Annotated in this window: 21 protein-coding genes; 10 read left to right on the plus strand and 11 right to left on the minus strand. The window is 59.7% G+C overall.

Going from position 1 to position 22,770, the window contains the following annotated elements:
- The first annotated feature begins 94 nt into the window (after positions 1–94).
- The 8 genes from PAE61_RS01825 to PAE61_RS01860 all read left to right on the plus strand — a co-directional run bounded on the left by PAE61_RS01825 (position 95) and on the right by PAE61_RS01860 (position 9,029).
- Complete coding sequence (locus PAE61_RS01825; RefSeq protein WP_271113739.1) at positions 95–2,080, plus strand: AMP-binding protein; 1,986 nt, start codon at positions 95–97, stop codon at positions 2,078–2,080.
- Positions 2,077–2,910 carry an ABC transporter ATP-binding protein gene (locus tag PAE61_RS01830; protein ID WP_271113740.1) on the plus strand — a complete coding sequence of 278 codons (834 nt, stop codon included), beginning with the start codon at positions 2,077–2,079 and terminating at the stop codon, positions 2,908–2,910. Before PAE61_RS01825 ends, PAE61_RS01830 begins: the two co-directional genes overlap by 4 nt.
- Positions 2,911–2,940: 30 nt before the next feature.
- Positions 2,941–3,927, plus strand: a complete 987-nt coding sequence (locus tag PAE61_RS01835) for a branched-chain amino acid ABC transporter permease (RefSeq protein ID WP_271115069.1) — start codon at positions 2,941–2,943, stop codon at positions 3,925–3,927.
- Positions 3,928–4,056: 129 nt separating this feature from the next.
- Positions 4,057–5,133, plus strand: a complete 1,077-nt coding sequence (locus PAE61_RS01840) for a branched-chain amino acid ABC transporter permease (protein ID WP_271113741.1) — start codon at positions 4,057–4,059, stop codon at positions 5,131–5,133.
- 46 nt (positions 5,134–5,179) lie between these two features.
- Positions 5,180–6,463 (plus strand): ABC transporter substrate-binding protein, encoded by a 1,284-nt coding sequence (locus PAE61_RS01845; RefSeq protein ID WP_271113742.1) that lies wholly within the window; start codon positions 5,180–5,182, stop codon positions 6,461–6,463.
- 58 nt (positions 6,464–6,521) lie between these two features.
- Entirely contained in the window at positions 6,522–7,343 is an 822-nt protein-coding gene (locus PAE61_RS01850; protein ID WP_271113743.1) for an ABC transporter ATP-binding protein, read from the plus strand.
- 49 nt (positions 7,344–7,392) lie between these two features.
- Positions 7,393–8,613 carry a phenylacetate--CoA ligase family protein gene (locus PAE61_RS01855; RefSeq protein ID WP_271113744.1) on the plus strand — a complete coding sequence of 407 codons (1,221 nt, stop codon included), beginning with the start codon at positions 7,393–7,395 and terminating at the stop codon, positions 8,611–8,613.
- A 35-nt stretch (positions 8,614–8,648) separates the two neighbouring features.
- Positions 8,649–9,029 carry a winged helix-turn-helix domain-containing protein gene (locus tag PAE61_RS01860; RefSeq protein WP_434803117.1) on the plus strand — a complete coding sequence of 127 codons (381 nt, stop codon included), beginning with the start codon at positions 8,649–8,651 and terminating at the stop codon, positions 9,027–9,029.
- 431 nt (positions 9,030–9,460) lie between these two features.
- Here the strand turns inward: PAE61_RS01860 and mutT are convergent, their stop codons facing one another.
- From mutT to PAE61_RS01875, 3 genes are all read right to left on the minus strand, one after another.
- Positions 9,461–9,859 carry an 8-oxo-dGTP diphosphatase MutT gene (mutT, locus tag PAE61_RS01865; RefSeq protein ID WP_271115071.1) on the minus strand — a complete coding sequence of 133 codons (399 nt, stop codon included), beginning with the start codon at positions 9,857–9,859 and terminating at the stop codon, positions 9,461–9,463.
- A 66-nt stretch (positions 9,860–9,925) separates the two neighbouring features.
- Entirely contained in the window at positions 9,926–11,296 is a 1,371-nt protein-coding gene (argJ, locus tag PAE61_RS01870; protein WP_271113745.1) for a bifunctional glutamate N-acetyltransferase/amino-acid acetyltransferase ArgJ, read from the minus strand.
- A gap of 3 nt (positions 11,297–11,299) precedes the next feature.
- Complete coding sequence (locus PAE61_RS01875; protein ID WP_271113746.1) at positions 11,300–12,271, minus strand: peptidylprolyl isomerase; 972 nt, start codon at positions 12,269–12,271, stop codon at positions 11,300–11,302.
- A 198-nt stretch (positions 12,272–12,469) separates the two neighbouring features.
- Here PAE61_RS01875 and secA point away from each other — a divergent pair, with 198 nt between their 5' ends.
- Positions 12,470–15,175 carry a preprotein translocase subunit SecA gene (secA, locus tag PAE61_RS01880; RefSeq protein ID WP_271115072.1) on the plus strand — a complete coding sequence of 902 codons (2,706 nt, stop codon included), beginning with the start codon at positions 12,470–12,472 and terminating at the stop codon, positions 15,173–15,175.
- Positions 15,176–15,240: 65 nt separating this feature from the next.
- Here secA and rimI read toward each other — a convergent pair whose 3' ends face one another.
- The 4 genes from rimI to PAE61_RS01900 form a co-directional block, all read right to left on the minus strand.
- Entirely contained in the window at positions 15,241–15,696 is a 456-nt protein-coding gene (gene rimI, locus PAE61_RS01885) for a ribosomal protein S18-alanine N-acetyltransferase (protein WP_271113747.1), read from the minus strand.
- Entirely contained in the window at positions 15,693–16,280 is a 588-nt protein-coding gene (gene tsaB / locus PAE61_RS01890; RefSeq protein WP_271113748.1) for a tRNA (adenosine(37)-N6)-threonylcarbamoyltransferase complex dimerization subunit type 1 TsaB, read from the minus strand. Before tsaB ends, rimI begins: the two co-directional genes overlap by 4 nt.
- Positions 16,273–16,830 carry a NifU family protein gene (locus PAE61_RS01895; protein WP_271113749.1) on the minus strand — a complete coding sequence of 186 codons (558 nt, stop codon included), beginning with the start codon at positions 16,828–16,830 and terminating at the stop codon, positions 16,273–16,275. The genes tsaB and PAE61_RS01895 overlap by 8 nt, the downstream gene beginning before the upstream one ends.
- A gap of 76 nt (positions 16,831–16,906) precedes the next feature.
- Positions 16,907–17,362: a universal stress protein gene (locus tag PAE61_RS01900; protein WP_271113750.1), complete on the minus strand. Its 456-nt coding sequence runs from the start codon at positions 17,360–17,362 to the stop codon at positions 16,907–16,909.
- 183 nt (positions 17,363–17,545) lie between these two features.
- Here PAE61_RS01900 and PAE61_RS01905 point away from each other — a divergent pair, with 183 nt between their 5' ends.
- Positions 17,546–18,301: a sugar transferase gene (locus PAE61_RS01905; RefSeq protein ID WP_271113751.1), complete on the plus strand. Its 756-nt coding sequence runs from the start codon at positions 17,546–17,548 to the stop codon at positions 18,299–18,301.
- On the opposite strand, the gene PAE61_RS01910 is transcribed toward PAE61_RS01905, so the two are convergent.
- The 4 genes from PAE61_RS01910 to PAE61_RS01925 all read right to left on the minus strand — a co-directional run bounded on the left by PAE61_RS01910 (position 18,264) and on the right by PAE61_RS01925 (position 22,528).
- Positions 18,264–18,716 (minus strand): CreA family protein, encoded by a 453-nt coding sequence (locus tag PAE61_RS01910; RefSeq protein ID WP_271113752.1) that lies wholly within the window; start codon positions 18,714–18,716, stop codon positions 18,264–18,266. The two genes, PAE61_RS01905 and PAE61_RS01910, sit on opposite strands and share 38 nt — an antisense overlap.
- 117 nt (positions 18,717–18,833) lie before the next feature.
- A complete protein-coding gene (locus tag PAE61_RS01915; protein WP_271113753.1) occupies positions 18,834–19,613 on the minus strand; it encodes a metallophosphoesterase in 780 nt (259 codons plus the stop codon).
- 80 nt (positions 19,614–19,693) lie between these two features.
- A complete protein-coding gene (gene serA / locus PAE61_RS01920) occupies positions 19,694–21,283 on the minus strand; it encodes a phosphoglycerate dehydrogenase (protein WP_271113754.1) in 1,590 nt (529 codons plus the stop codon).
- 99 nt (positions 21,284–21,382) lie between these two features.
- Positions 21,383–22,528, minus strand: coding sequence for a phosphoserine transaminase (locus PAE61_RS01925; protein WP_271113755.1), 1,146 nt, complete (start codon positions 22,526–22,528; stop codon positions 21,383–21,385).
- Between the last annotated feature and the right edge of the window lie 242 nt (positions 22,529–22,770).

Genomic DNA, 22,770 nt, shown 5'->3' on the forward strand with positions numbered 1-22,770 from the left:
TTCCGGCGAAATCTGCCATTGTCATGCCGCAGGAGGAGCTTCGGCGTGGCAGGGTCCGGCCCGCAATGGCCGCTGACCGAAGACGGGAGGAGACATGGCGAAGCTGGACGCGCCCGCGACTGCGGGGCTGCAATCCATACCTGCATTGCTGGCACGCAATGCCGATAATCTGGCCAACAGGCCGGCCTATCGCGAAAAGGAATTCGGCATCTGGCAAAGCTGGACCTGGCAGGAGACGGCGGAGGAAATCCGGGCTCTGGCGCTTGGGCTGCTGAATCTGGGGCTTGCTCCGGGGGATCATGTCGCGGTGATTGGGCGCAACCGTCCGGCGCATTACTGGTCGATGATCGCGGTGCAGATGTGCGGCGCGATTCCCGTGCCGCTTTATCAGGACGCCGTGGCTGAAGAGATGGCCTATGTTCTGGGCCATTGCGGTGCGCGTTTCGTGGTGTGCGGCGATCAGGAGCAGGTCGACAAGGTGCTGGAGGTGCAGGCCATGCCCGACGCGCCCCGCAATGTCGAACAGATCATTTACACCGACAAGCGCGGCATGCGGAAATACGATCACAGCCACATGAATGCCTTGTCCGATGTGCAGGCCGAGGGCCGCGCAGCCGAAACCCGGCTGGGTGAGGAACTGGACCGCCGCATTGCCGGGCTGGATTACGACAGCACCTGCGTGATGCTGTATACCTCGGGGACGACCGGCAAGCCGAAAGGCGTGGTGCTGTCGAACCGCAATATTATCGAAACCGCGAAGAATACCTCGGAGTTCGACGGGCTGAACCACCGCGATGAGGTTCTGGCCTATCTGCCGATGGCATGGGTGGGCGATTTCATCTTCTCAATGGGGCAGGCGATGTGGACCGGCTTCACGGTGAACTGCCCGGAAAGCGCCGCCACGATGATGACCGATCTGCGTGAGATCGGGCCGACCTATTTCTTCGCGCCGCCTCGGGTGTTCGAAGGGCAGTTGACCAATGTGATGATCCGGATGGAGGATGCTGGTCGGATCAAGAAATGGTTGTTCGACCGCTATATGAAGGTCGCCAACCGTGTCGGCCCGGCGCTTCTGGACGGCAAATCCGTGGGCTTTGGTGACCGGCTGTCCTATGGGCTGGGCAAGCTGTTCATCTATGGCCCGCTGAAGAACACGCTCGGCTACAGTCGCATTCGCGTGGGCTATACGGCGGGTGAGGCAATCGGGCCGGAGATTTTCGATTTCTATCGCTCGCTCGGGATCAACCTGAAGCAGCTTTACGGCCAGACCGAAGCCTCTGTTTTCATCACCCAGCAACCTGATGGAGAGGTGCGCTCGGATACGGTCGGCGTGCCCTCGCCGGGGGTTGAGGTGAAGATCGCCGATAACGGAGAGGTTTTCTATCGCAGCCCCGGCACCTTCGTCGAATATTACCAGAATGCCGAAAGCACCGCCTCGACCAAGGATGCCGAAGGCTGGGTGGCGACGGGCGATGCCGGGTTCTTCGAGGATAGCAGCGGTCATCTGCGCATCATCGACCGCGCCAAGGATGTCGGCAAAATGGCCGATGGCAGTATGTTCGCGCCGAAATATGTCGAGAATAAGCTGAAATTCTATCCGAATATTCTGGAAGCCGTGGTGATCGGCAATGGCCGGGCGGAATGCACGGCGATGATCAATATCGACCTGAACGCCGTCGGCAACTGGGCCGAGCGGAACAATATCGCCTATGCTTCATATCAGGAGCTTGCGGGTCACCCGCAGGTCTATGCGACGATCAGGGATCATGTCGAAGCGGTGAACAGATCCGTCGCCGAAGATGAGATGCTGGCCGGCTGTCAGATCCATCGCTTCCTTGTGCTGCACAAGGAACTGGACCCGGATGACGGCGAAATGACCCGCACCCGCAAGGTGCGCCGCAACATCATCAACGAGAAATTCGCCGATCTGGTGACGGCGCTCTATGACGGTTCTGACAGCGTCTACACGGAAACCGAGGTCACCTATGAGGATGGCCGCAAAGGCAGGATCACGGCGACGCTGAAGATCGAGGACGTGCCGGTATTCGGCGTCGAACCGCAGAAGGTGGCCGCAGAATGATGCAGATACAGACCGATATCCCGGCTGGTGGCTATACCACCGCCGATGGCCGCCAGATCGGCGGCGTGCTGATGGATCTGCGCAATATCACGCTGCGTTTCGGTGGGGTCGAGGCGATCAAGAATATCAGCTTCGATGTGCGCGAGGGTGAGATCCGCGCCATTATCGGCCCGAACGGCGCCGGCAAATCCTCGATGCTGAACGTGATTTCAGGCTTTTATGTCCCGCAAGAGGGCGAAGTCTGGTTCAAGGGCTATAAGCGCGGCCCGATGCGCCCCTATGAGGTGGCGCGTCTGGGCATCGCCCGCACCTTCCAGAATATCGCGCTGTTCGACGGTATGACCGTGCTGGACAACATCATGACTGGGCGTCTGAACAAGACGAAATCGGGGTTTCTGGCGCAGGCTCTCTGGTGGGGCGCGGCAGAGCGCGAAGAGATCGCCAATCGCGAGCAGGTCGAAAAGATCATCGACTTTCTGGAGATCCAGAATATCCGCAAGACCCCGGTCGGGCGGCTGCCTTACGGCCTGAAAAAGCGGGTGGAACTGGCCCGCGCCCTTGCGGCGGAACCGCAGATCCTGCTGCTGGATGAGCCGATGGCCGGAATGAATGTCGAGGAAAAAGAGGATATGTCGCGCTTCGTCCTCGACGTGAATGATGAATTCGGCACTACGATCGTTCTGATCGAACACGATATGGGCGTGGTCATGGATTTGTCCGACAGGGTGGTGGTGATGGATTACGGCCGCAAGATCGGAGACGGCACCCCGGACGAGGTCCGCAATAATCAAGAGGTCATCGACGCCTATCTGGGGGTCGCCCATGACTGATCCCGCCCGTTTCCACACCGAAGGAGCCCGCTGATGGACCAGCTTATCTTCTCTGCCGAGGTGTTTCTGAACGGTCTGATGACCGGGGTGATGTACTCGCTGGTGGCGCTTGGCTTCGTGCTGATTTTCAAGGCCTCGGGCGTGTTCAACTATGCGCAGGGCGTGCTGGCGCTGTTTGCGGCGCTGACTCTGGTCGGGATCATGGACGGTCAGGTGCCGTTCCGCCATCTGATCAATGCGATGTTCGGCACGCATCTGGAGAATTTCGGCTGGACCGTGGGTCCGGTGCTGGCAATCCTGCTGACGGCGGGGGTGATGGTGATCCTCGCCATCCTGATCGAAAAGCTGGTGCTGCAACATCTGGTCGGTCAGGAACCGATTATCCTGTTCATGGCGACCATCGGGCTGGCATATTTCCTGGAAGGTCTGGGCGATGTCATGTGGGGCGCTGATATCAAGACGCTGGATGTCGGCCTGCCGCAGGGGATTTCCGAAACTATCGAGCAGGTCACCGCCAACTGGTTCGGCTATGGTTTCTTCATCGACCGGCTGGATATCTGGGCGACGATCATCGCCGCGCTTCTCGTCGCCGCACTGGTCGCGTTTTCGCAATACACCAAACAGGGCCGCGCCATGCGCGCCGTGGCCGACGATCATCAGGCGGCGCTGTCAGTGGGGATCAGTCTGCAATTCATCTGGATCATGGTCTGGTCCATCGCTGGGTTCGTGGCGCTTGTCGCGGGGATCATGTGGGGGACCAAATCCGGCGTTCAGTTCTCACTCAGCCTGATTGCGTTGAAGGCGCTGCCGGTGCTGATGCTGGGCGGGTTTACCTCGATCCCCGGCGCGATTGTGGGCGGGCTGATCATCGGGGTGGGCGAAAAACTGTTTGAATTCTGGATCGGCCCGCTGGTCGGCGGCGCGACCGAGAACTGGTTCGCCTATGTGTTGGCGCTGATCTTTCTGGTGTTCCGCCCGCAGGGACTGTTCGGCGAACGCATTATCGAGCGGGTGTGACGATGGCGGCCGGGATGGGTATTTGGATGAAGAAAAAAGCCGCGTCTTGCTTTCATCCTGGCAGAAATATCCTCGGGGGTCCGGGGGTGGATAACCCCCAGCTGCGGCAAGGCAATAGAAAGGGATGCTATGTTCTATCGTGAAGCCGGTGACTTCAAGACGAGCTATCGCGACGATGGCCAGACCTTCCCCATCCGGCTGGATCGCTTCGGATATTATGCCATTCTCGGCGTGGCGGCGATGGTGGTGCCCTTCGTCATCAATGACTATTGGGCAAGCGCGGTTCTGCTGCCGTTCCTGATCTATGCAATCGCGTCCTTGGGGCTTAACATCCTGACCGGCTATGCCGGGCAGGTCAGCCTGGGCACGGGCGGGTTCATGGCGGTGGGGGCTTATGCGGTCTATAAGCTGATGACAGCGTTTCCGGATATCAGCATTTTGATCCATATCCTGCTGGCCGGGGGCATTACTGCGATGGTTGGGATCGCTTTCGGTCTGCCAAGCCTGCGGATCAAGGGGTTCTATCTGGCTGTGGCGACGCTGGCGGCGCAGTTCTTCCTTGTCTGGCTGTTCAATAAGGTGCCGTGGTTCTATAACTATTCTGCCTCGGGCCAGATCACCGCACCCGAGCGCACGGTGCTTGGCTGGGCCGTGACCGGACCTGCGGCAAGCCCGGCGGCGAAATATCTGGTCTGTCTTGCTTTTGTGTTCCTCGCGGCCTGGATTGCGCGGAATCTGACGCGGGGCATGATCGGGCGGAAATGGATGGCGATCCGGGATATGGACATCGCGGCCGAGATCATTGGGGTGAATCCTCTGACCGCAAAACTGTCGGCTTTCGGTGTCAGCTCATTCTTTGTCGGTATCTCCGGAGCATTGCTGTTCGCGGTATATCTTGGCGCCGCTGAGGTGGGAGAGGCGTTCGGCATCAATAAAAGCTTTCTCGTGCTGTTCATGGTCATCATTGGCGGTCTCGGCTCGATCTTCGGCAGCTTTGCAGGAGCGGCCTTCATGGTGCTGATGCCGGTGCTGCTGAAGAACCTGCTGGTCGGCACGCTTGGCTGGCCGACCGATCTGGCCGCCTATATCGAACTGATGATCGTCGGCGCATTGATCATCTTTTTCCTGATCGTCGAGCCGCACGGGTTGGCCCGGCTCTGGCGGCTGGTGAAGGAAAAATTGCGGCTCTGGCCGTTCCCGCATTAACAGGCAGAACCGGTTCAACCGGCAAACATCTCTGGGAGGAGAAGAAATGAAGACGAAACTGGCAGCATTGGCCGCAGCTACGATGATGGCAGCGGCACCGGCCATGGCCGATCTGATCGTGCCGAACCTATCCTATCGGACCGGGGCTTACGGAGCGAACGGGACACAATATGCGGATGGGTTCAATGATTACTTCACTTTGCTGAATGAACGCGATGGCGGGATCGGCGGGGAAATCATTCAGGTTCCGGAATGTGAGACCGCGTATAACACCGAAAAAGGTGTCGAATGTTATGAATCGACGAAAGAGGGGGCGCTTGTCTTCAACCCGCTTTCGACCGGGATCACCTATCAGCTTATCCCCAAGGTCTCGGTGGACAAGAAGGTGCTGTACACGCCCGGTTATGGCCGTACCTCGTCCAAGAACGGCAAAGTGTTCGAGTGGATTTTCAACGCGCCCGCGAATTACTGGGACGGTGCGTCTGTGGCGATCAAATATCTGCTTGATGAAAATGGCGGAGATCTGAACGGCAAGAAGATCGCGCTTCTTTATCACAACTCTGCCTATGGCAAGGAACCGATCCGCACCCTGCAGGAGCTGAGCGTGAAACACGGCTTCGATCTGTCCGAGATCCCTGTCGAAGCGCCTGGACAAGAGCAGAAATCCCAGTGGCTGCAGATACGCCGCGATCAGCCGGACTATGTGCTGATGTGGGGGTGGGGCGTGATGAATCAGGTGGCTATTCAGGAGGCCTCTAATATCCGCTTCCCGATGGAGAATTTCATCGGCATCTGGTGGGCCGGTTCTGAAATCGACGTGCTGCCTGCGGGTGACGGCTCGAACGGGTATAAATCGGTGACCTTCAACGGTGTTGGCACGGATTATCCGCTTTACGACGATCTTCAGACCCATGTGATTGATGCAGGGCTTGCCAGCCAGGGCGGTGAGCATGTCGGTTCTGCGGTTTATTCCCGCGGAATGTATGCTGCGGTTGTCATCGCCGAGGCGATCCGGACCGCGCAGGAACTGGCCGGAACCTCGGCCATCTCGGCGGAACAGCTTCGCGACGGGTTCGAGAATCTGAACATCACCGATGAGCGTCTGACGGAGATCGGGCTGCCCGATTTCGGTCCTGCTTTCGAAACAAGCTGCGCCAATCACGGCGGCAACGGCATGGCGCGTATTCAGCAATGGGATGCGGCGGCCAAGCAGTGGAACCTGATCACCGAGTTCACCGGCCCGGATAATGAGGTTCTCGACCCGCTGATCGCTGAGGATTCCGCAGCCTATGCCGCAGAAGCCGGCATTGAAGAGCGCACTTGTGACTAAGTGAAACTGCCCCGGCGGCATCATGTCGCCGGGGTTCCCGATCGCCTGAGGACCGACCATGCTGGACACCACACAGACGCAGGAAAACCTGCTTGAAGTGAATAATATCGAGGTGATCTATAACCACGTGATCCTTGTGCTGAAGGGGGTCAGCCTGTCTGTGCCGAAAGGCAGCATCACCGCGCTTCTGGGCGGGAACGGGGCTGGCAAGACCACGACGCTGAAGGCGATCTCGAACCTGCTGGCTTCGGAACGGGGCGAGGTGACGAAGGGCAGTATCGTCTATCGCGGTGAGCGGGTGGCCGATCAGAACCCGGCGGCTCTGGTCAAGAAAGGCGTCATTCAGGTGATGGAGGGGCGTCACTGCTTCGAGCATCTGACCGTGGAAGAAAACCTGCTGACCGGGGCCTATACACGCAGCGACGGGGCCGCGATCCGGCGGGATCTGGAAATGGTCTATGAATATTTTCCCCGGCTGCGTGAGCGCCGGAAATCTCAGGCCGGGTATACATCCGGGGGTGAGCAGCAGATGGTTGCAATGGGCCGCGCCCTGATGTCGCGACCGGAAACCATCCTTCTGGATGAACCCTCGATGGGTCTGGCACCGCAGCTTGTCGAGCAGATCTTCGAGATTGTGAAAGCGGTGAATGAGGGCGAGGGCGTCACCTTTCTTCTGGCCGAGCAGAATACGAATGTCGCCCTGCGCTTCGCCCATTACGGCTATATTCTGGAGAATGGCCGGGTGGTGATGGACGGCTCGGCGCAGGAATTGCGCGAGAACCCGGATGTGAAGGAATTCTATCTGGGCATGTCCGATGAGGGCCGGAAAAGTTTCCGGGATGTGCGTTCCTATCGCCGCCGCAAGCGGTGGTTGTCGTGAGGCGGGGAAAGGGCCTCGTGATGCGTGGCGGAAAAGAGGGGGAAGCTTGATGGCAGGGTTTTACGACGATCTGGAAACGCGCGATGCGGAAGAACGTGCCGAGTGGCTCAGCCAGGCACTGCCTGCTGCGATCGGTCGTGCGAAGACCGCTCCGGCTTTGGCGAGGATGCTGCGCGATGTCGATCCGGACCAGATCCGCGACCGCGAGGCGCTTGCCCTGCTTCCGGTGATCCGCAAATCGGAACTGACCGAGGCGCAGCGCAAGAACCCGCCTTTCGGTGGTTTTACCACACGGCTTGCCGCCGAGTTCGACCATATCTTCCAGTCTCCCGGTCCGATCTATGAACCCGGCCGGAGAGAGGGTGACTGGTGGCGCCTCGGGCGTTTTCTGCATGCGTGTGGCGTCGGGCGGGGCGATATCGTGCAGAATTGTTTCGCCTATCATCTGACGCCTGCGGGGATGATGTTCGATTCCGCTGCGCGGGCCGTCGATGCGGCGGTCCTGCCCGCAGGCACCGGGCAGACCGACCTTCAGGTCCGCGCTGCGGCAGATCTTGGCTCGACCGTATACAGCGGGACGCCGGATTTCCTGAAAGTGATCCTGGAACGCGCCGATGAGCTGGGTGAGAAACTTTCCATCACCCGGGCCGCCGTCAGTGGCGGCGCTTTATTCCCGTCCCTGCGTGAGTTCTATGCCAGCCGGGGGATTACGACGCAGCAATGCTATGCGACGGCGGATCTGGGCAATATCGCTTACGAATCCAAGGCGATGGACGGGATGATCGTCGATGAAGGGGTGATCGTGGAAATTGTCCGCCCCGGCACCGGTGATCCCGTCGCCGAGGGCGAAGTCGGCGAAGTTCTGGTTACGACGCTGAACCCCGATTATCCGCTGGTCCGCTTTGCCACAGGCGATCTGTCGGTGGTGCTTCCCGGAACCTCCCCGTGTGGGCGGACGAATATGCGCATCAAAGGGTGGATGGGTCGTGCCGATCAGACGACGAAGATCAAGGGAATGTTCGTCCGGCCTGAGCAGGTCGCCTCTTTCGTCGCCCGCCATCCCGAAATCGCCCGCGCCCGCGTCATTGCTGAACGAGAGGGCGAAATGGATGCGATGACGGTTCAGATCGAAAGCCCGCGCGTTGCGAATGGCGAATATGCGGCCTCGATTGCCGATACGCTGAAGCTGAAGGGGCGCGTTGAAATCGTCACTCCGGGCAGCCTTCCGAATGACGGGCTGGTGATCGAGGACCGGCGGAAATATGACTGACCCTTGCCGGTGTCGCCTGTCGGCGGCATTCTGTGATGATGTCACACCCGCCTCTGCATGATCCCGACAATTTCCCGCGCCTGCAATTGCGGGTCTATTTTGCCGAGGATGTCTGGCTGGGTCCCGGGAAGGCCGATCTTCTGGAACTGATACAGCAGACCGGCTCGATTTCGGAGGCAGGACGGCGGATGGGGATGAGCTATAAGCGCGCCTGGTCTCTGGTCGAAACGCTCAACGCGATGTTTGAGGCTCCGCTGGTTGCCAGTGAGCGCGGCGGGGCGGGCGGGGGCGGGGCGAGGCTTACGGAAACCGGGCAGGATGTTCTGGCCCGTTTCCGCCGGATCGAGGCTGACGCGCAGAAGGCCGCCGACCCGGATATCTCGCAACTGACAACGATGCTGCGCGATCCGGGATAATCGGATGTGGCGGGTTTGTTCTGGCAGGCGCCACAGCTTTTTAAAAATCTCCGGTCAGAGGCGATATCCAGATCGGTCCGGAAAACTTTACTGAAAGGCGTTATCCCCACCGTAAACTCAACCAAGAGCGCACCGCACAATATTCTGTGCGGTGCCTGTAAAACTTAACCTACCTTGCAGGTCCGGCTTATTTGCTGACGGGCTTTCCCTGATATGTCTTCTCACCGACGCGGATCAAAATTTCTCCGCTATCTGTCTGCCCCTCAAAGACACCCTGAATCGAAATATAGCCCCCGATCGTAATCGTGCGAATCATAGTTGTTTCCTCCCTGTGGAGGGAAAGTATGAATCGGGAAGGTTACGATTGCGTTAGTTTTCGGCATTATAAAAGTTAACCGACGTAATGTATTTATGACGCGACGCTATACCCTTTACAGCCAGCCCTGAAGCATCGGGATCAGCGGCAGGTCGGCTGGCGGCATCTCGTAATTGCGTAAATCCCTGGCGTAAGCCCATGAGAGTCGCTGGCCCTCTACAGGCCTGACGATCCCTTTCCATCGGCGACAGGCGAAAAGCGGCATCAGCAAATGGAAATCGTCATAGCTGTGGCTGGCAAAGCTCAGCGGTGCCAGACAGGATTCATGGGTATCTATCCCCAATTCCTCGCGAAGCTCCCGCACAAGAGCGGTTTCCGGTGTCTCACCCGGCTCGACCTTGCCACCGGGGAATTCCCACAGCCCGGCCATCGACTTTCCCTCGGGCCGCTGCGCCAGAAGAATACGCCCGTCAGCGTCGATCAGCGCCACGGCCGAGACCAGTACCATCTTCATGGGCATCCTTTCATCCTGGTGCAAATATCCCGGGGGGTGCGGGGGCGCGAAGCCCCCGCTTCTGCATCAGGACCGGTAATCGGCGTTGATGTCGATATAGCGATGGGTCAGGTCGCAGGTCCAGACCGTCCGGCTTGCATCGCCAAGACCCAGATCGACACCCAAGACAAGACGGTCGCGCTTCATATAGGCGCTTGCTTTCTCTTCGTCATAAGAGGGCGCACGCCAGCCGTTTTCGGCCAGGACCATGTCGCCGAAACGGATCGTCAGACGATCCCGGTCGGCCTTCGCGCCGGATTTGCCGACCGCCATGACGACGCGGCCCCAATTGGCGTCCTCGCCGGCAATCGCCGTCTTGACCAGCGGCGAATTCGCAATCGCCATTGCCACTTTATGCGCGTCTTTACGGCTTTCGGCACCGGTGACCTGCACCTCGACGAACTTGGTCGCGCCCTCGCCGTCCATCACCACCTGCTGCGCCAGATCCCGCATCACATCGCCAAGCGCGTCCGAGAAGGCCCGTGCCTCTTTCGAGCGCAGATCGCTGATCGGGGCGGCATCCGATTTGCCGGTCGCGGCGAGGATCAGCGCGTCGGATGTCGAGGTGTCGCTGTCGACGGTGATTGCGTTGAATGTGTCATCAACCTGTCTGGACAGCAGTTTTTGCAGATGCTCCGGCGAAATCGCGGCATCGGTGAAGATATAGACCAGCATCGTCGCCATATCGGGCGCGATCATGCCCGATCCTTTGGCAATGCCGGTAATCCGGATCTTTCCGCCATCCGCCTCAAACTCGGCAGAGGCGCCTTTCGGGAAAGTATCCGTCGTCATGATCGCCCGGGCTGCCTCGGCCACGCCGCCTGTATCGAGACGCGAAACAGTATCGCTCAGCACAGCGGTAATCCGCTCCCAGGGCAAAGGCTCGCCGATCACGCCGGTCGAGGATGAAAATACCCTGCTGGCGGGGATGGACAGAGCCTCTGCAACTGCGCCGGTCAGGCGATCCACCGCTTCAAGCCCTGCTGCGCCGGTGAAGGCATTGGCGTTGCCGGAGTTCACGATGATCGCGGCACCTTGCGTCGTATCCTGCTTGCCGCTCAGCTTGCTCTGGCAGTCAAGAATGCAGGCAGCGCGGGTCGAGGACCGCGTGAATACGCCCGCAACCGACGTCCCCCGCGCCAGCCGCGCCACCATGACATCCGTGCGCCCGCGATATTTCACGCCAGCCGCGGCCGAGGCGAACTCGACCCCGCCAATCTCGGGAAGATCGGGAAAAGAGGCAGGTGCCAGCGGTGACACGATTGGCGCGGATTTCGTCGGAACTGCCTCTTTCGCCTTCTTTGCCATCTTGTGGGCGAGCTTTTCTGCCTTGGATTTCTTATCCTTTTTCGGCTTGGCATCAGCCTTGCCGGAGGTCTTCTTGTCGCCCTTGGCCATTGCTTATTCCTCTTCGTCCAGAACGTTCTGGTCCAGCAGGGATGGATCCAGACCCTCGACACGCTCAACCGTCGCTTCCGAGGTGATGCGTTCGATTTCCTGCTCCAGTTTCTTTCTGCGGACCTGCTGAGCAAGCTGCTCGCGGATTTCGTCAAGCGCCGGAGGCTCCATCTCGCGGGTCTCGTTCAGCTTGATGATATGGAAACCGAACTGAGACTGAACCGGCTCGGCAGAGGTCGAGCCGGGTTCCATGCCCGCAACGGCATTGCCGAATTCCGGCACCATGCTGTCCACCGTGAACCAGCCCAGATCGCCGCCGCTTTGCGCTGATCCGGTATCGACCGAGCGTTCCTGCGCAAGCTGCGCGAAATCGGCCCCCCCTTCGAGTTCCTCGATCACGGACGCGGCAGCTTCCTCGGTTTCTACAAGAATGTGATCCGCATTATATTCGGTGATCGGGCTTTCTGCCGGGAAGGCTTCTTCATAGGCCGCCTGGATCTGTTCATCGGTGGGTTCGAAATCCACGATGCGCTCCATCGCCGAGCGGGTCAGATAGTCGCGGCGAAGATTGACCAGAGCGGCCTGATCAAGTGCGCTGAGATCCTGCTCGCCGAATTCGGCAAGCGCGGTCTGGCGGATCACCTCGTCAAGCATGAGATCCCATAGTTCATTCGCGGGCATCCCGGCCATTTCCGGGGGCAGCCGCAGCTTCATCGCCGCCAGCTCGCCAAGCGTGATATCCTTACCATTGACGGTTGCGACAACCGTGGCCGGATCGGCTGATTGCGCGGCAGCATCGTTTTCCGCTGCATCCGCGGCTTCTGCCTCAGTATCTGCCTCTGCGGCTTCGGCCTGCTGATCGGCGGTTGCGGCATCCTGCTGGTCTGCAGAGCCGGACTGATCGTCCTGCGCAAAAGCCGGTGCGGCGGCGAGGGCGGCCAGCAAAGCAATGGCGGAAGCGGAAAGTTTAAACATGATGTCTCCTTCAAAAGCGACCGCGGCGCGGTCTCGAACCGGGGCCAAGCGTTGACACTGAGTGGACGCGGGCCTACATCCGGCGCAACCGAAAAGGCGCGCCCGCGCCGTTTATTCCTTGCACTGATAGGCAGGACGGACGGTCCGGGCAAGGGGCCGATCCCCCAGCCTTCATGAAACAACTTGGCCGGAGTGATCATGCTGGGTCTAGGCAATGTGGCGAAGAAGGTCTTTGGGACACCCAATGACCGCAAGGTAAAATCAGTACGTTTGCTGGTGGCGCGTATCAACGAACTGGAGCCCGAGGCTCAAGCGCGTTCTGACGAACAAGTGATCGAAAAGACACGGGAATTGCAAAGCCGGGCTCAGGGCGGCGAAACTCTGGATGCGCTGCTGCCCGAAGCCTTCGCCAATTGCCGTGAAGCGGCGCGGCGGGCGCTTGGCCTGCGTGCCTTCGACACTCAGCTTATGGGCGGGATCTTCCTGCATCAGGGCAATATCGCCGAGATGAAGACGGGTGAGGGCAAGACGCTGGTGGCGACACTTCCGGCCTATCTGAATGCGCTGTCAGGAAAAGGCGTCCATGTCGTGACCGTCAACGACTACCTGGCGAAACGCGATGCCGAGTGGATGGGCAAGGTGTTCACCGCTCTGGGGATGCAGACCGGCGTTGTCTATCCGTTCCAGCCGGATGAGGAAAAGCGTCAGGCCTATCAGGCCGATGTCACCTATGCGACCAATAACGAACTCGGCTTCGACTATCTGCGCGACAATATGAAGGGCAGTGTCGAGCAGATGGTGCAGCGCGATCATTATTTCGCCATCGTCGATGAGGTGGACAGTATCCTGATCGATGAGGCGCGGACTCCGCTGATCATCTCGGGCCCGTCTCAGGACCGCAGTGAGCTGTATCAGACGCTGAACGGCTTCATGCCTCAGCTTGAGGAATCGCATTTCACCATCGACGAAAAGACCCGCAACGCCACCTTCACCGAGGAAGGCAATGAGGTGCTGGAACAGCGCCTGCTGGAAGCGGGTGTTCTGGCCGAGGGGCAGACGCTGTATGATCCGGAATCGGTGACCATCGTTCACCATGCCAATCAGGCGCTGCGGGCGCATAAGCTGTTCCAGAAGGATCAGAACTATATCGTCAAGGATGACGAGGTGGTGCTGATCGACGAATTTACCGGCCGGATGATGAAGGGTCGCCGTCTGTCCGATGGGCTGCATCAGGCGATCGAGGCCAAGGAGGGCGTGAAGATCCAGCCCGAAAACGTGACGCTGGCCTCTGTAACTTTCCAGAACTACTTCCGGCTTTACGAAAAACTGTCAGGCATGACCGGGACGGCCGTCACCGAGGCCGAGGAATTCGCGGATATCTATAAGCTTGGCGTGGTCGAGGTCCCGACGAACCGGCCCATCGCGCGGGTCGATGAACATGACCGCGTCTATCGCACCGGCACCGAGAAATACGCTGCCGTGGTCGAGGCGATCCGGGAAGCGCATGAAAAGGGGCAGCCGATCCTTGTCGGCACGACCAGCATCGAGAAATCCGAGATGCTGTCCCAGATGCTGACCAAGGCCGGTGTCCAGCATAATGTGCTGAATGCCCGCCAGCATGAACAGGAAGCCTATATCGTCGCCGAGGCCGGCAAGCCCGGCGCCGTGACCATCGCCACCAACATGGCCGGACGCGGGACCGATATTCAGCTTGGCGGCAATGTGGATATGAAGGTGATGCAGGCGCTCGACGCCGACCCCGAGGCCAATCCTGACGAAATCCGCGCTCGAATCGAGGCGGAAACCGCCGCCGACAAGGAAAAGGTCCTCGGCGCGGGGGGGCTGTTCGTTCTGGCGACGGAACGCCATGAATCCCGCCGCATCGACAACCAGCTGCGCGGTCGCTCGGGCCGTCAGGGGGATCCGGGGCGGTCGCTGTTCTTCCTGTCGCTGGAAGACGATCTGATGCGGATCTTCGGGTCCGAGCGTCTGGATTCGGTGCTGTCGAAGCTGGGCATGAAGGATGGTGAAGCGATCATCCACCCTTGGGTCAACAAGTCGCTGGAACGTGCTCAGGGCAAGGTCGAGGCGCGTAACTTCGATATCCGAAAGCAGCTTCTGAAATTCGACGATGTGATGAACGATCAGCGCAAGGCGATCTTCAGTCAGCGCCGCGAAATCATGGACAGCGAAGAGGTGGGCGAGGTCGCCGCCGATATGCGGCATCAGGTGATCCACGACCTCGTGGACGAATATCTCCCGCCGCGCGCCTATGCGGAGCAATGGGATGTCGAAGGGCTGAACAAGCTTGTCGTCGAGACGCTGAACATGAACCTGCCGGTCACGGAATGGGCCGCCGAGGACGGTGTCGATCAGGAGGTGATGCGCGAACGCCTGATTGAGGCCACCGATAAATACATGGCCGAGAAAGAGGCGGGGTTCGGCCCGGAAACAATGCGCCAGATCGAAAAGCAGATCCTGCTGCAGGCCATCGACCAGAAATGGCGCGACCATTTGCTGACGCTGGAACATCTGCGGTCGGTCGTCGGTTTCCGCGGCTATGCCCAACGCGACCCGCTGTCTGAATACAAGACCGAGAGCTTCCAGCTTTTCGAGTCGCTGCTGGACGGGCTGCGTTCGGATGTCACACAGCAGCTTGCTCGCATCCGCCCGCTGACCGAGGAAGAGCGGAACCAGATGTTCTTGCAACAACAAGAGCAGCAGAAGGCTCAGCAACAGCAGATGACTGCGTCGCATGAGGATGCAAAAGGCGGGAATGCGTCCGCAGCCGCGCCGGGTTTCGACGAAAACGACCCCGCAAGCTGGGGCAACCCGTCGCGCAACGATCCCTGTCCCTGCGGATCAGGCGCGAAGTTCAAGCACTGCCACGGGCGTCTGCTCTGAAACCATCTCTCTGGCCCGGCTGACAGGTCGGATTGGATATTTGGGCCAGGATGAAAGGCGCTGTTTCATTCTAGCCCAAATATCCCGGGGTCCGGGGCAGCGCCCCGGTCGGCCTCAGAAGAAAAGCTGCGCTGCATAATGATGGCATCAACGCCGCTGCCATAATAGTCGCGACGGCGACCGGCTTCGGTCCACCCGGCATTGCGATATAATGTCAGCGCGGCGATATTGTCGAAAGCGACTTCCAGAAATCCGGTGCGGGCAGCTTTTTTTCGGGCCTCGGCTTCGAAGCTTTTCAGCAATTCCGTGCCGATATGCCGACCACGCTCAGAGGGGCGAACGGCGATGGTCATCAACTCGACCTCATCCAGAACAAGCCGACCCATAGCGAAACCGTGTCGGTGTTCGATCAGGAAAGACGAGGGTTCGTCCAGCATCTTCGCGAAACTGTCCGCTGACCACGGCGCGGGGCGGGTAAAGCTTTCCGCATGGATCGCTGCAAGCCGCTCGGCAAGTGTCATGGAAGGATGACCGGGCCGCGATCGCGGGCCGGAGCGGCATCGGCGGGGCGCAGATAGATCGGAGCCGGTCGAGGCTGTGGCTGGTCTGAGCGCAGCCGGGCTGTTCGCGCGATCCCCTCGGCGATGCCAAATCGTGGCTCCGCGACTGCCGGACCGGGGGGCAACTCATCCCGTGTCGCTTGTGCGGGCGCGGTGGGTTGATCGCCGAAATCCTGCCATAAGAACTGTTCTCTGCGAAGCCGGACCACGATCCGGCAGGGGCGGGGCAGGCCGAAGGCAAGCGCCTCTGCCGTGCCGATCCCGATGGCAGGAATCCGCAGTGAGAGGGCAAGGCCACGCGCCGCTGCGACGGCGATGCGGATTCCGGTGAAGTTTCCGGGGCCGGTACCGACGCCGATCAGGTCCAGATCGTTCCATGACGTCCCGGATCGGGTCAGCATTTCCTCGATCAGCGGGAAAAGCCGCTCGGCCTGGCCTTTTTCCATATCCTCATGACATGAGGCCAGAAGCTCATCTCCCGACAGCAAAGCGGCCGCGCAATGCGCGGCCGATGTGTCGAAGCCAAGCGTCAGAGGCTTACGCAATCGGGCGCACCTCGGTCACTTCCGGGATATAATGGCGCAGCAGGTTCTCGATCCCCATTTTCAGGGTCATGGTCGAGGAGGGGCAGCCCGCGCAGGCTCCCTGCATATGCAGATAGACGATACCGCGATCGAAGCCGTGGAAGGTGATGTCGCCGCCATCCTGCGCGACGGCCGGTCTGACCCGCGTATCCAGAAGCTCCTTGATCTGCGAGACGACACCCTCGTCTTCGCCGTCATGCTCTGCATGGCCAACTTTCCCGGCGGAACTGTCCATGACCGGAGCGCCGGACTGGTAATGCTCCATAATGGCGCCAAGCAATGCGGGCTTGATGTGATCCCACTGGACGTCATCGGCCTTGGTAACGGTGACAAAATCCGTGCCGAGGAAAACGCCCGTCACGCCGCCAGCCGCAAAGATCCGCGATGCCAGCGGTGACGCGGCAGCATCCTCCGCCGTGGTGAAATCAGCAGTGCCTTCATCCAGAACCGGCTGGCCGGGAAGGAATTTCAGCGTGGCCGGGTTCGGTGTGGTTTCGGTCTGAATAAACATGGGGCGCTCCTTTGCATGTCATATGGGCTGCCGATGCCTTGCGGTCAAGCATAGCGCCCTCAGCCGCAGCCGGTTTTCAGGATATGGCTTCAAGCCGCTCGCGAGAGAGATCCCCGGGGATCAGGGTGACCGGGCATGGCAGGCTTGAGAGTTCCCGAAGAAGCCGGCTGACAATCGGCCCCGGCCCGCCGCTGCCGGTGCTGGCACCAAGAACCAGCACACCGATTTCCGGATCGCCCTCCATCTGGGCGCGAATCTGTGCCGTGGGATCACCTTCGCGGATCACAAGCTCAGGATCGACGCCCTGACTGTCTCGCATCCATCTGGCAAAGAGTTGATATTGCGACGTGATTCGATCTTCAGCCTCTTGCCGCATCAGATCGGCCACCCCGATACCGTGCTGGATCGCGTCCGGAGGGATAACGGCAAGCACCACGACGCCGCCCGAGCTGCGCGATGCACGCATTGCGGCAAAACGCATCGCATTTTGGCATTCGGGCGATTCATCAAGTACTACCAGGAACTTACGCATAATATGGACCTGTGTCTTAGGCGGTTTTCAGCGTATAACCTGCCGTATTTGCGTCATACGAGCAACACTTTGCCGCTGAGACCGGTCGGTTTCTTTTCGTCCACCTAAGCATGTGCTATCCGGTCAGACGTGTGAACATTACGCCACAGGGGCAGTTCTTTGATGCTTTACCAGAATTGGGATATGGTTAAGCGACAGGAAGCCCTTTCCGAATCCGACCTCTGGTATATCGACGCTGACAAGAGGGGACATGGCTTCTATCGCCGCACCGGAAAGCGGATGATGGATGTGGCACTGGCAGTGTTCATGATTGCCGTCCTAGTCTTGCCTTTGATCATCGTCGCAGGGCTTCTGCTGTTGACACAAGGGCGGCCGCTGATCTACTCTGGCAAGCGGATGAAAGCGCCGGGACAGCCCTTCTTTCAGTATAAGTTCCGTACAATGGTCCGCGTCGATGAAGATGGCGGCGCGACCGGAGCGCATAAGAACTGGCGGATTACGCGGCTTGGCGGTGTGCTGCGCCGGACCCGGCTGGACGAATTGCCGCAGCTTTTCAATATTCTGATGGGGGATATGAGCTTCGTCGGCCCGCGCCCGCCGCTTCCTGAATATGTCGAGCGTTTCCCGTCGCTTTACGCCGCTATTCTGACAACGCCGCCCGGCGTTACCGGACTGGCGACGCTGATCTATCACCGCCATGAGGATCGCATCATGGCGAACTGCAAGACCGCCGAGGAAACGGATCGCGCTTATTATGCGCGCTGCCTGCCGACCAAGCTGCGGATCGAGCTTGTCTATCGCCGCACCGCATCGCCGGTTCTGGATCTGTGGATCATGTGGAAAACGGTGCTGGCAGTGATCCCCGGACTGGATCGCCCGCGCAAGAAGCGCTCTCGCGATGTCAGTCGGCGGTCGCTTGAATCGGCACCGTCGAAATAGACATTTTCGCCGAACCCTCGGTCAACTCATTTGCATGGGCCAAATAGATCAGAACCTGATTCTGCTCATCATAGATCCGTTTGACCTGAAGCGATTTGAAAACCAGCGAACGCCCCTCGGAAAACACGTTCTCGCCATCCGGACTGCTGGAGACATCTCCCAGACGGATCGGGCCGGTCTGGCTGCATTCAATCGCGCTGTTTGAGGGGTCCTCGAACCAATTGCCCTGACTGAGCCGGTCGATCATCGAGCGCGAGAAATATGCCAGATGACAGGTCACGCCCTCTACCTCGGGATCGTGAATCGCTTCGACGACGATATCATTGCCGACCCAGTCCACTCCGATTTCGGCCACTTCTTCAGCCAGAACCGGGGTCGTGCTTAACGCAAGAATGGCAATCAGTTTTCTGAACATGGTGGCTCCTGCTCTCCCTTCGCTTCTGTCGCGGGCGGTTAATATGTCGATGTTCAGGAAAATATGAACTGCATCACAACAGAACAAGCCCGCAGCAAGTCCACTGATCCGGTATGATCAGAGCCAGAGGATCTCGACCGCGTCTGGTTCCGGTGCGACAGGTTGGGGCCCGCTCTCGGTCAGCAGCCAGATCACGCCTTTTGCCTCCAGTCGGGCAATGGAGACCGGCCCACCATAAGCTGCGCCTGTGTCCATATTCAGCCGGTTGCCGTAATTGGTGACATGCTTCACGGGCGTATGACCATGAACCACCATCGCCCCGTGATCGAGGCGGGAGTCATGGAACGGGCGACGGATCCACATCAGATCGGTCTGAGACTGGTCCTCAAGCGGCACACCCGGCTTCACCCCGGCATGAACGAAAAAATAGCCTCTCGGGTCACGAAGATAGAGCGGCATCGCATCCACCCACGCGCCATGTTCGGGCGGGATCGCCCTGAGCGCCCGCTCATGCAGTTCGGCCAAGGGCAACTCATAGGCATCCGGGATGCCATAGGATGCAAATGTCGCATCGGCCCCGTTTTTCTGATCCTCTGTCCAGTAAGCAGGTTTCGAGGGGCCCGGATCGATCCAGCCGGGATCTTCCAGAAAGCGCGGCAATTTGTGATCGTGATTTCCCCGGACCACCGGCCAGTCATGGCCCCGCGCCTGACCCTCCATCAGATAGTCGATGACACCGCGCGAATCCGGCCCGCGATCGATCAGATCGCCCAGATGGACGATCCGCGCATTCTCTCCGCCATCGCGATGCGCAAGACCATGAGCATGTTTCAGCAATTCAAGCTGGCCGTGAACATCCCCCAGCACATAGACCGGGTCCGCATCCGTTCCACTCATGACATTCACCGCTGTTAACCGTTGAAAAAGGCCCGGCAGATCATCCGCCGGGCCTGTGATCCATCTTCAAGGCTGACGTCTCAGATCTCGAAATGCAAGGCACGGGCCTGCAGGAATTTCCCGGTCTTTTCAAGCGCGGCAAGCGCCTGATCAGACATCGCCTCGTCGAGATACAGAATCGCGATCGCATCTTCCCCGGAACTGGTCCGCCCAAGCTGGAAGTTTGCGATATTCACGCCCAACTCACCCAGTGTCGAACCAAGCGCACCGATCACGCCCGGCACGTCCTTGTTGCGGGTATACAGCATATGCTCACCGATCTCGGCATCGACATTGATTCCGCGGATCTGGATGAAGCGCGGCTTTCCGTCGCTGAACACGGTTCCGGCAATCGAGCGTTCACGCTGATCGGTGACGACGGTAACCTTGATATAGCCGTCATAGACCCCGGCAGCCTCCTGCCGCGTCGTGGCGATCTGAATGCCGCGATCCTTGGCGATGGCGGGGGCCGAGACCATGTTCACATCGGGGTTCGCGGCTTTCATGACACCGGCGATCACCGAGGCGTTCAGCGCGTTCAGATTCATTTCCGAAGCCGCACCGTCATAAAGCACATTGATCGACTTGATCGGCTCATCCGTCATCTGTCCGATGAAGCTGCCCAGATGACCGGCAAGCTTGATCCACGGCCCCATGATCCTGGCTTCCTCGGCCGTGACCGAGGGCATGTTCAGCGCGTTGGTCACAGCCCCGGTCAGCAGGTAATCGGCCATCTGCTCGGCCACCTGCAGCGCTACGTTTTCCTGCGCCTCGGTCGTCGATGCGCCCAAATGAGGCGTTACGACAACATTCGGCAGGTTGAACAGGGGGCTGTCCGTGGCCGGTTCCGTCGCAAACACATCCAGAGCCGCGCCCGCGACATGGCCGGACTGCAACGCTTCGGCCAGAGCTTTCTCATCGACCAGACCGCCTCGCGCGGCATTGATGATGCGGACGCCTTTTTTGGTCTTCGCGATATTCTCGCGCGACAGGATATTGCGGGTCTTCTCGGTCAGCGGCACATGCATGGTGATGAAATCGGCCTTGCCCAGCAACTCATCCAGCTCGACCTTCTTAACCCCGATCTGGGCCGCACGTTCTTCCGAAAGGAAGGGATCATAAGCCAGAACCTTCATCTTCAGGCCCAATGCGCGATCGGCGACGATCGAGCCGATATTCCCCGCGCCAATCAGGCCAAGCGTCTTGTTGAACAGCTCAACCCCCATGAACCGGCTCTTTTCCCACTTTCCGGCATGGGTCGAGACGCTCGCCTCGGGCAATTGCCGCGCCACGGCGAACATCAGCGCAATGGCATGTTCCGCCGTGGTGACAGAGTTCCCGAAAGGCGTGTTCATCACGATCACGCCTTTCTTGGACGCGGCCGGAATATCCACGTTATCGACGCCGATCCCTGCGCGACCGATCACCTTCAGATGATCCGCCTGCTCCAGCAGCTTTTCAGTGACTTTCGTGGCGGACCGGATCGCCAGCCCGTCATATTGTCCGATCACCTCGGCCAGTTTGTCCTTATCCTTGCCGATATCCGGCATGTAATCCACATCGACTCCGCGGTCGCGGAAAATCTGGACGGCGGTTTCCGACAGCTTGTCGGATACGAGAACCTTGGGCATCTCAATGCTCCTTCATGCGATTGCGCGACCACAGCCTGCGCGTTTCATCCTGATGAAAAATATCCCGGGGGTCCGGGGGCAGCGCCCCCGGTCAGCGTTTCAGCCTTGCGCGGCGATCTCTTCGTGGAACGCCCATTCGATCCAAGGCAGCAGCGCCTGAACATCGGATGTTTCCACGGTCGAGCCGCACCAGATCCGCAGACCGGGCGGTGCGTCGCGATACGCGCCCATATCCAGCCCGACGCCTTCCTTCTCCAGCCGCTTGGCCACGGCCTTGGCGAAGGCGGCACCGTCCCTGATGCGCTCATCGGTGAATTTCAGGCAGACGCTGGTGGTCGAGGCCGTCGCCGGATCTTCGGCCAGATTGGCGATCCAGTCGCGGCTCTCGCAGAAATCCCAGACCGCCTGCGCATTGGCTGTGGCCCGGTCGATCAGACCCTGCCGCCCGCCAACCGATTTCGCCCAGTTCAGAGCAACCAGATAATCCTCGACGCAGAGCATGGACGGCGTGTTGATCGTTTCACCCTTGAAGATGCCTTCGATCAGCTTGCCACCCTTGGTCATGCGAAAAATCTTCGGCAGCGGCCATGCGGGCATATAGTTTTCCAGCCGCTCAACGGCACGCGGCGAGAGGATCAGCACACCATGCCCGCCTTCGCCACCCAGCACTTTCTGCCAGGAGAAAGTAACCACATCCAGCTTGTCGAAAGGTAGTTCCATCGCAAACGCCGCCGAGGTCGCGTCGCAAATCGTCAGCCCGGCCCGGTCCGCCGGGATCGCATCGCCATTTGGCAGGCGAACACCCGAGGTCGTGCCGTTCCATGTGAACACCACGTCCCGGTCGAAATCGACCGATGCGAAATCGACGATCCTGCCATAATCGGCGGTCTGAACCTTCGCATCCAGCTTCAGCTGCTTGACCACATCGGTGACCCAGCCCGCGCCAAAGCTTTCCCATGCCAGCATCTCGACCGGGCGTTCCCCCAGCAGAGACCACATCGCCATCTCGACCGCCCCGGTATCCGAGGCCGGCACGATGCCGATCCGGTAATCCTCCGGCACACCAAGCACCTCACGCGTGGTCTCAATTGCCGCCGCCAGCTTTTCCTTGCCGATGGCAGCGCGATGCGAGCGGCCCAGAGGAGCGTCGGACAGCATATCCAGATTGTAATCGGGAATCTTGGCGCAGGGGCCAGAAGAAAAGCGCGGATTAGCCGGACGCGCAGCCGGTTGCGTATTCGCCATGATGTTACCCTTCCAGGCAAAAGCCTCTCGTTGGGGAGAGGTGTCCCACTGACGGAGATACTCCTGCTTCTTCTGCACTGCAACAAAAAATTCCAGCAAGGTTACCGGAAGGCTGCTGTGGGTTGCCCCCTTGTATCTGTCAATAAGGCATCCGGCATGTTATCGGAGCGCCGGTTTGTCGTTTTGCGACACGGAAATTCTATCTGAAACAGGGTGCCAGCCCGCCCAACAGCCGGAAAAGA

Source organism: Paracoccus aerodenitrificans, assembly GCF_027913215.1.
GTDB classification, from domain to species: Bacteria; Pseudomonadota; Alphaproteobacteria; order Rhodobacterales; family Rhodobacteraceae; genus Paracoccus; species Paracoccus aerodenitrificans.

What these genes read in the sequence shown, in the direction of transcription:
- PAE61_RS01825 (WP_271113739.1), top strand. Translation starts at nt 95, where the DNA reads ATGGCGAAGCTGGACGCGCCCGCGACTGCGGGGCTGCAATCCATACCT.
- PAE61_RS01830 (WP_271113740.1), top strand. Translation starts at nt 2,077, where the DNA reads ATGATGCAGATACAGACCGATATCCCGGCTGGTGGCTATACCACCGCC.
- PAE61_RS01840 (WP_271113741.1), top strand. Translation starts at nt 4,057, where the DNA reads ATGTTCTATCGTGAAGCCGGTGACTTCAAGACGAGCTATCGCGACGAT.
- PAE61_RS01845 (WP_271113742.1), top strand. Translation starts at nt 5,180, where the DNA reads ATGAAGACGAAACTGGCAGCATTGGCCGCAGCTACGATGATGGCAGCG.
- PAE61_RS01850 (WP_271113743.1), top strand. Translation starts at nt 6,522, where the DNA reads ATGCTGGACACCACACAGACGCAGGAAAACCTGCTTGAAGTGAATAAT.
- PAE61_RS01855 (WP_271113744.1), top strand. Translation starts at nt 7,393, where the DNA reads ATGGCAGGGTTTTACGACGATCTGGAAACGCGCGATGCGGAAGAACGT.
- PAE61_RS01860 (WP_434803117.1), top strand. Translation starts at nt 8,649, where the DNA reads ATGATGTCACACCCGCCTCTGCATGATCCCGACAATTTCCCGCGCCTG.
- mutT (WP_271115071.1), bottom strand. Translation starts at nt 9,859, where the DNA reads ATGAAGATGGTACTGGTCTCGGCCGTGGCGCTGATCGACGCTGACGGG.
- argJ (WP_271113745.1), bottom strand. Translation starts at nt 11,296, where the DNA reads ATGGCCAAGGGCGACAAGAAGACCTCCGGCAAGGCTGATGCCAAGCCG.
- PAE61_RS01875 (WP_271113746.1), bottom strand. Translation starts at nt 12,271, where the DNA reads ATGTTTAAACTTTCCGCTTCCGCCATTGCTTTGCTGGCCGCCCTCGCC.
- secA (WP_271115072.1), top strand. Translation starts at nt 12,470, where the DNA reads ATGCTGGGTCTAGGCAATGTGGCGAAGAAGGTCTTTGGGACACCCAAT.
- rimI (WP_271113747.1), bottom strand. Translation starts at nt 15,696, where the DNA reads ATGACACTTGCCGAGCGGCTTGCAGCGATCCATGCGGAAAGCTTTACC.
- PAE61_RS01895 (WP_271113749.1), bottom strand. Translation starts at nt 16,830, where the DNA reads ATGTTTATTCAGACCGAAACCACACCGAACCCGGCCACGCTGAAATTC.
- PAE61_RS01900 (WP_271113750.1), bottom strand. Translation starts at nt 17,362, where the DNA reads ATGCGTAAGTTCCTGGTAGTACTTGATGAATCGCCCGAATGCCAAAAT.
- PAE61_RS01905 (WP_271113751.1), top strand. Translation starts at nt 17,546, where the DNA reads ATGGTTAAGCGACAGGAAGCCCTTTCCGAATCCGACCTCTGGTATATC.
- PAE61_RS01910 (WP_271113752.1), bottom strand. Translation starts at nt 18,716, where the DNA reads ATGTTCAGAAAACTGATTGCCATTCTTGCGTTAAGCACGACCCCGGTT.
- PAE61_RS01915 (WP_271113753.1), bottom strand. Translation starts at nt 19,613, where the DNA reads ATGAGTGGAACGGATGCGGACCCGGTCTATGTGCTGGGGGATGTTCAC.
- serA (WP_271113754.1), bottom strand. Translation starts at nt 21,283, where the DNA reads ATGCCCAAGGTTCTCGTATCCGACAAGCTGTCGGAAACCGCCGTCCAG.
- PAE61_RS01925 (WP_271113755.1), bottom strand. Translation starts at nt 22,528, where the DNA reads ATGGCGAATACGCAACCGGCTGCGCGTCCGGCTAATCCGCGCTTTTCT.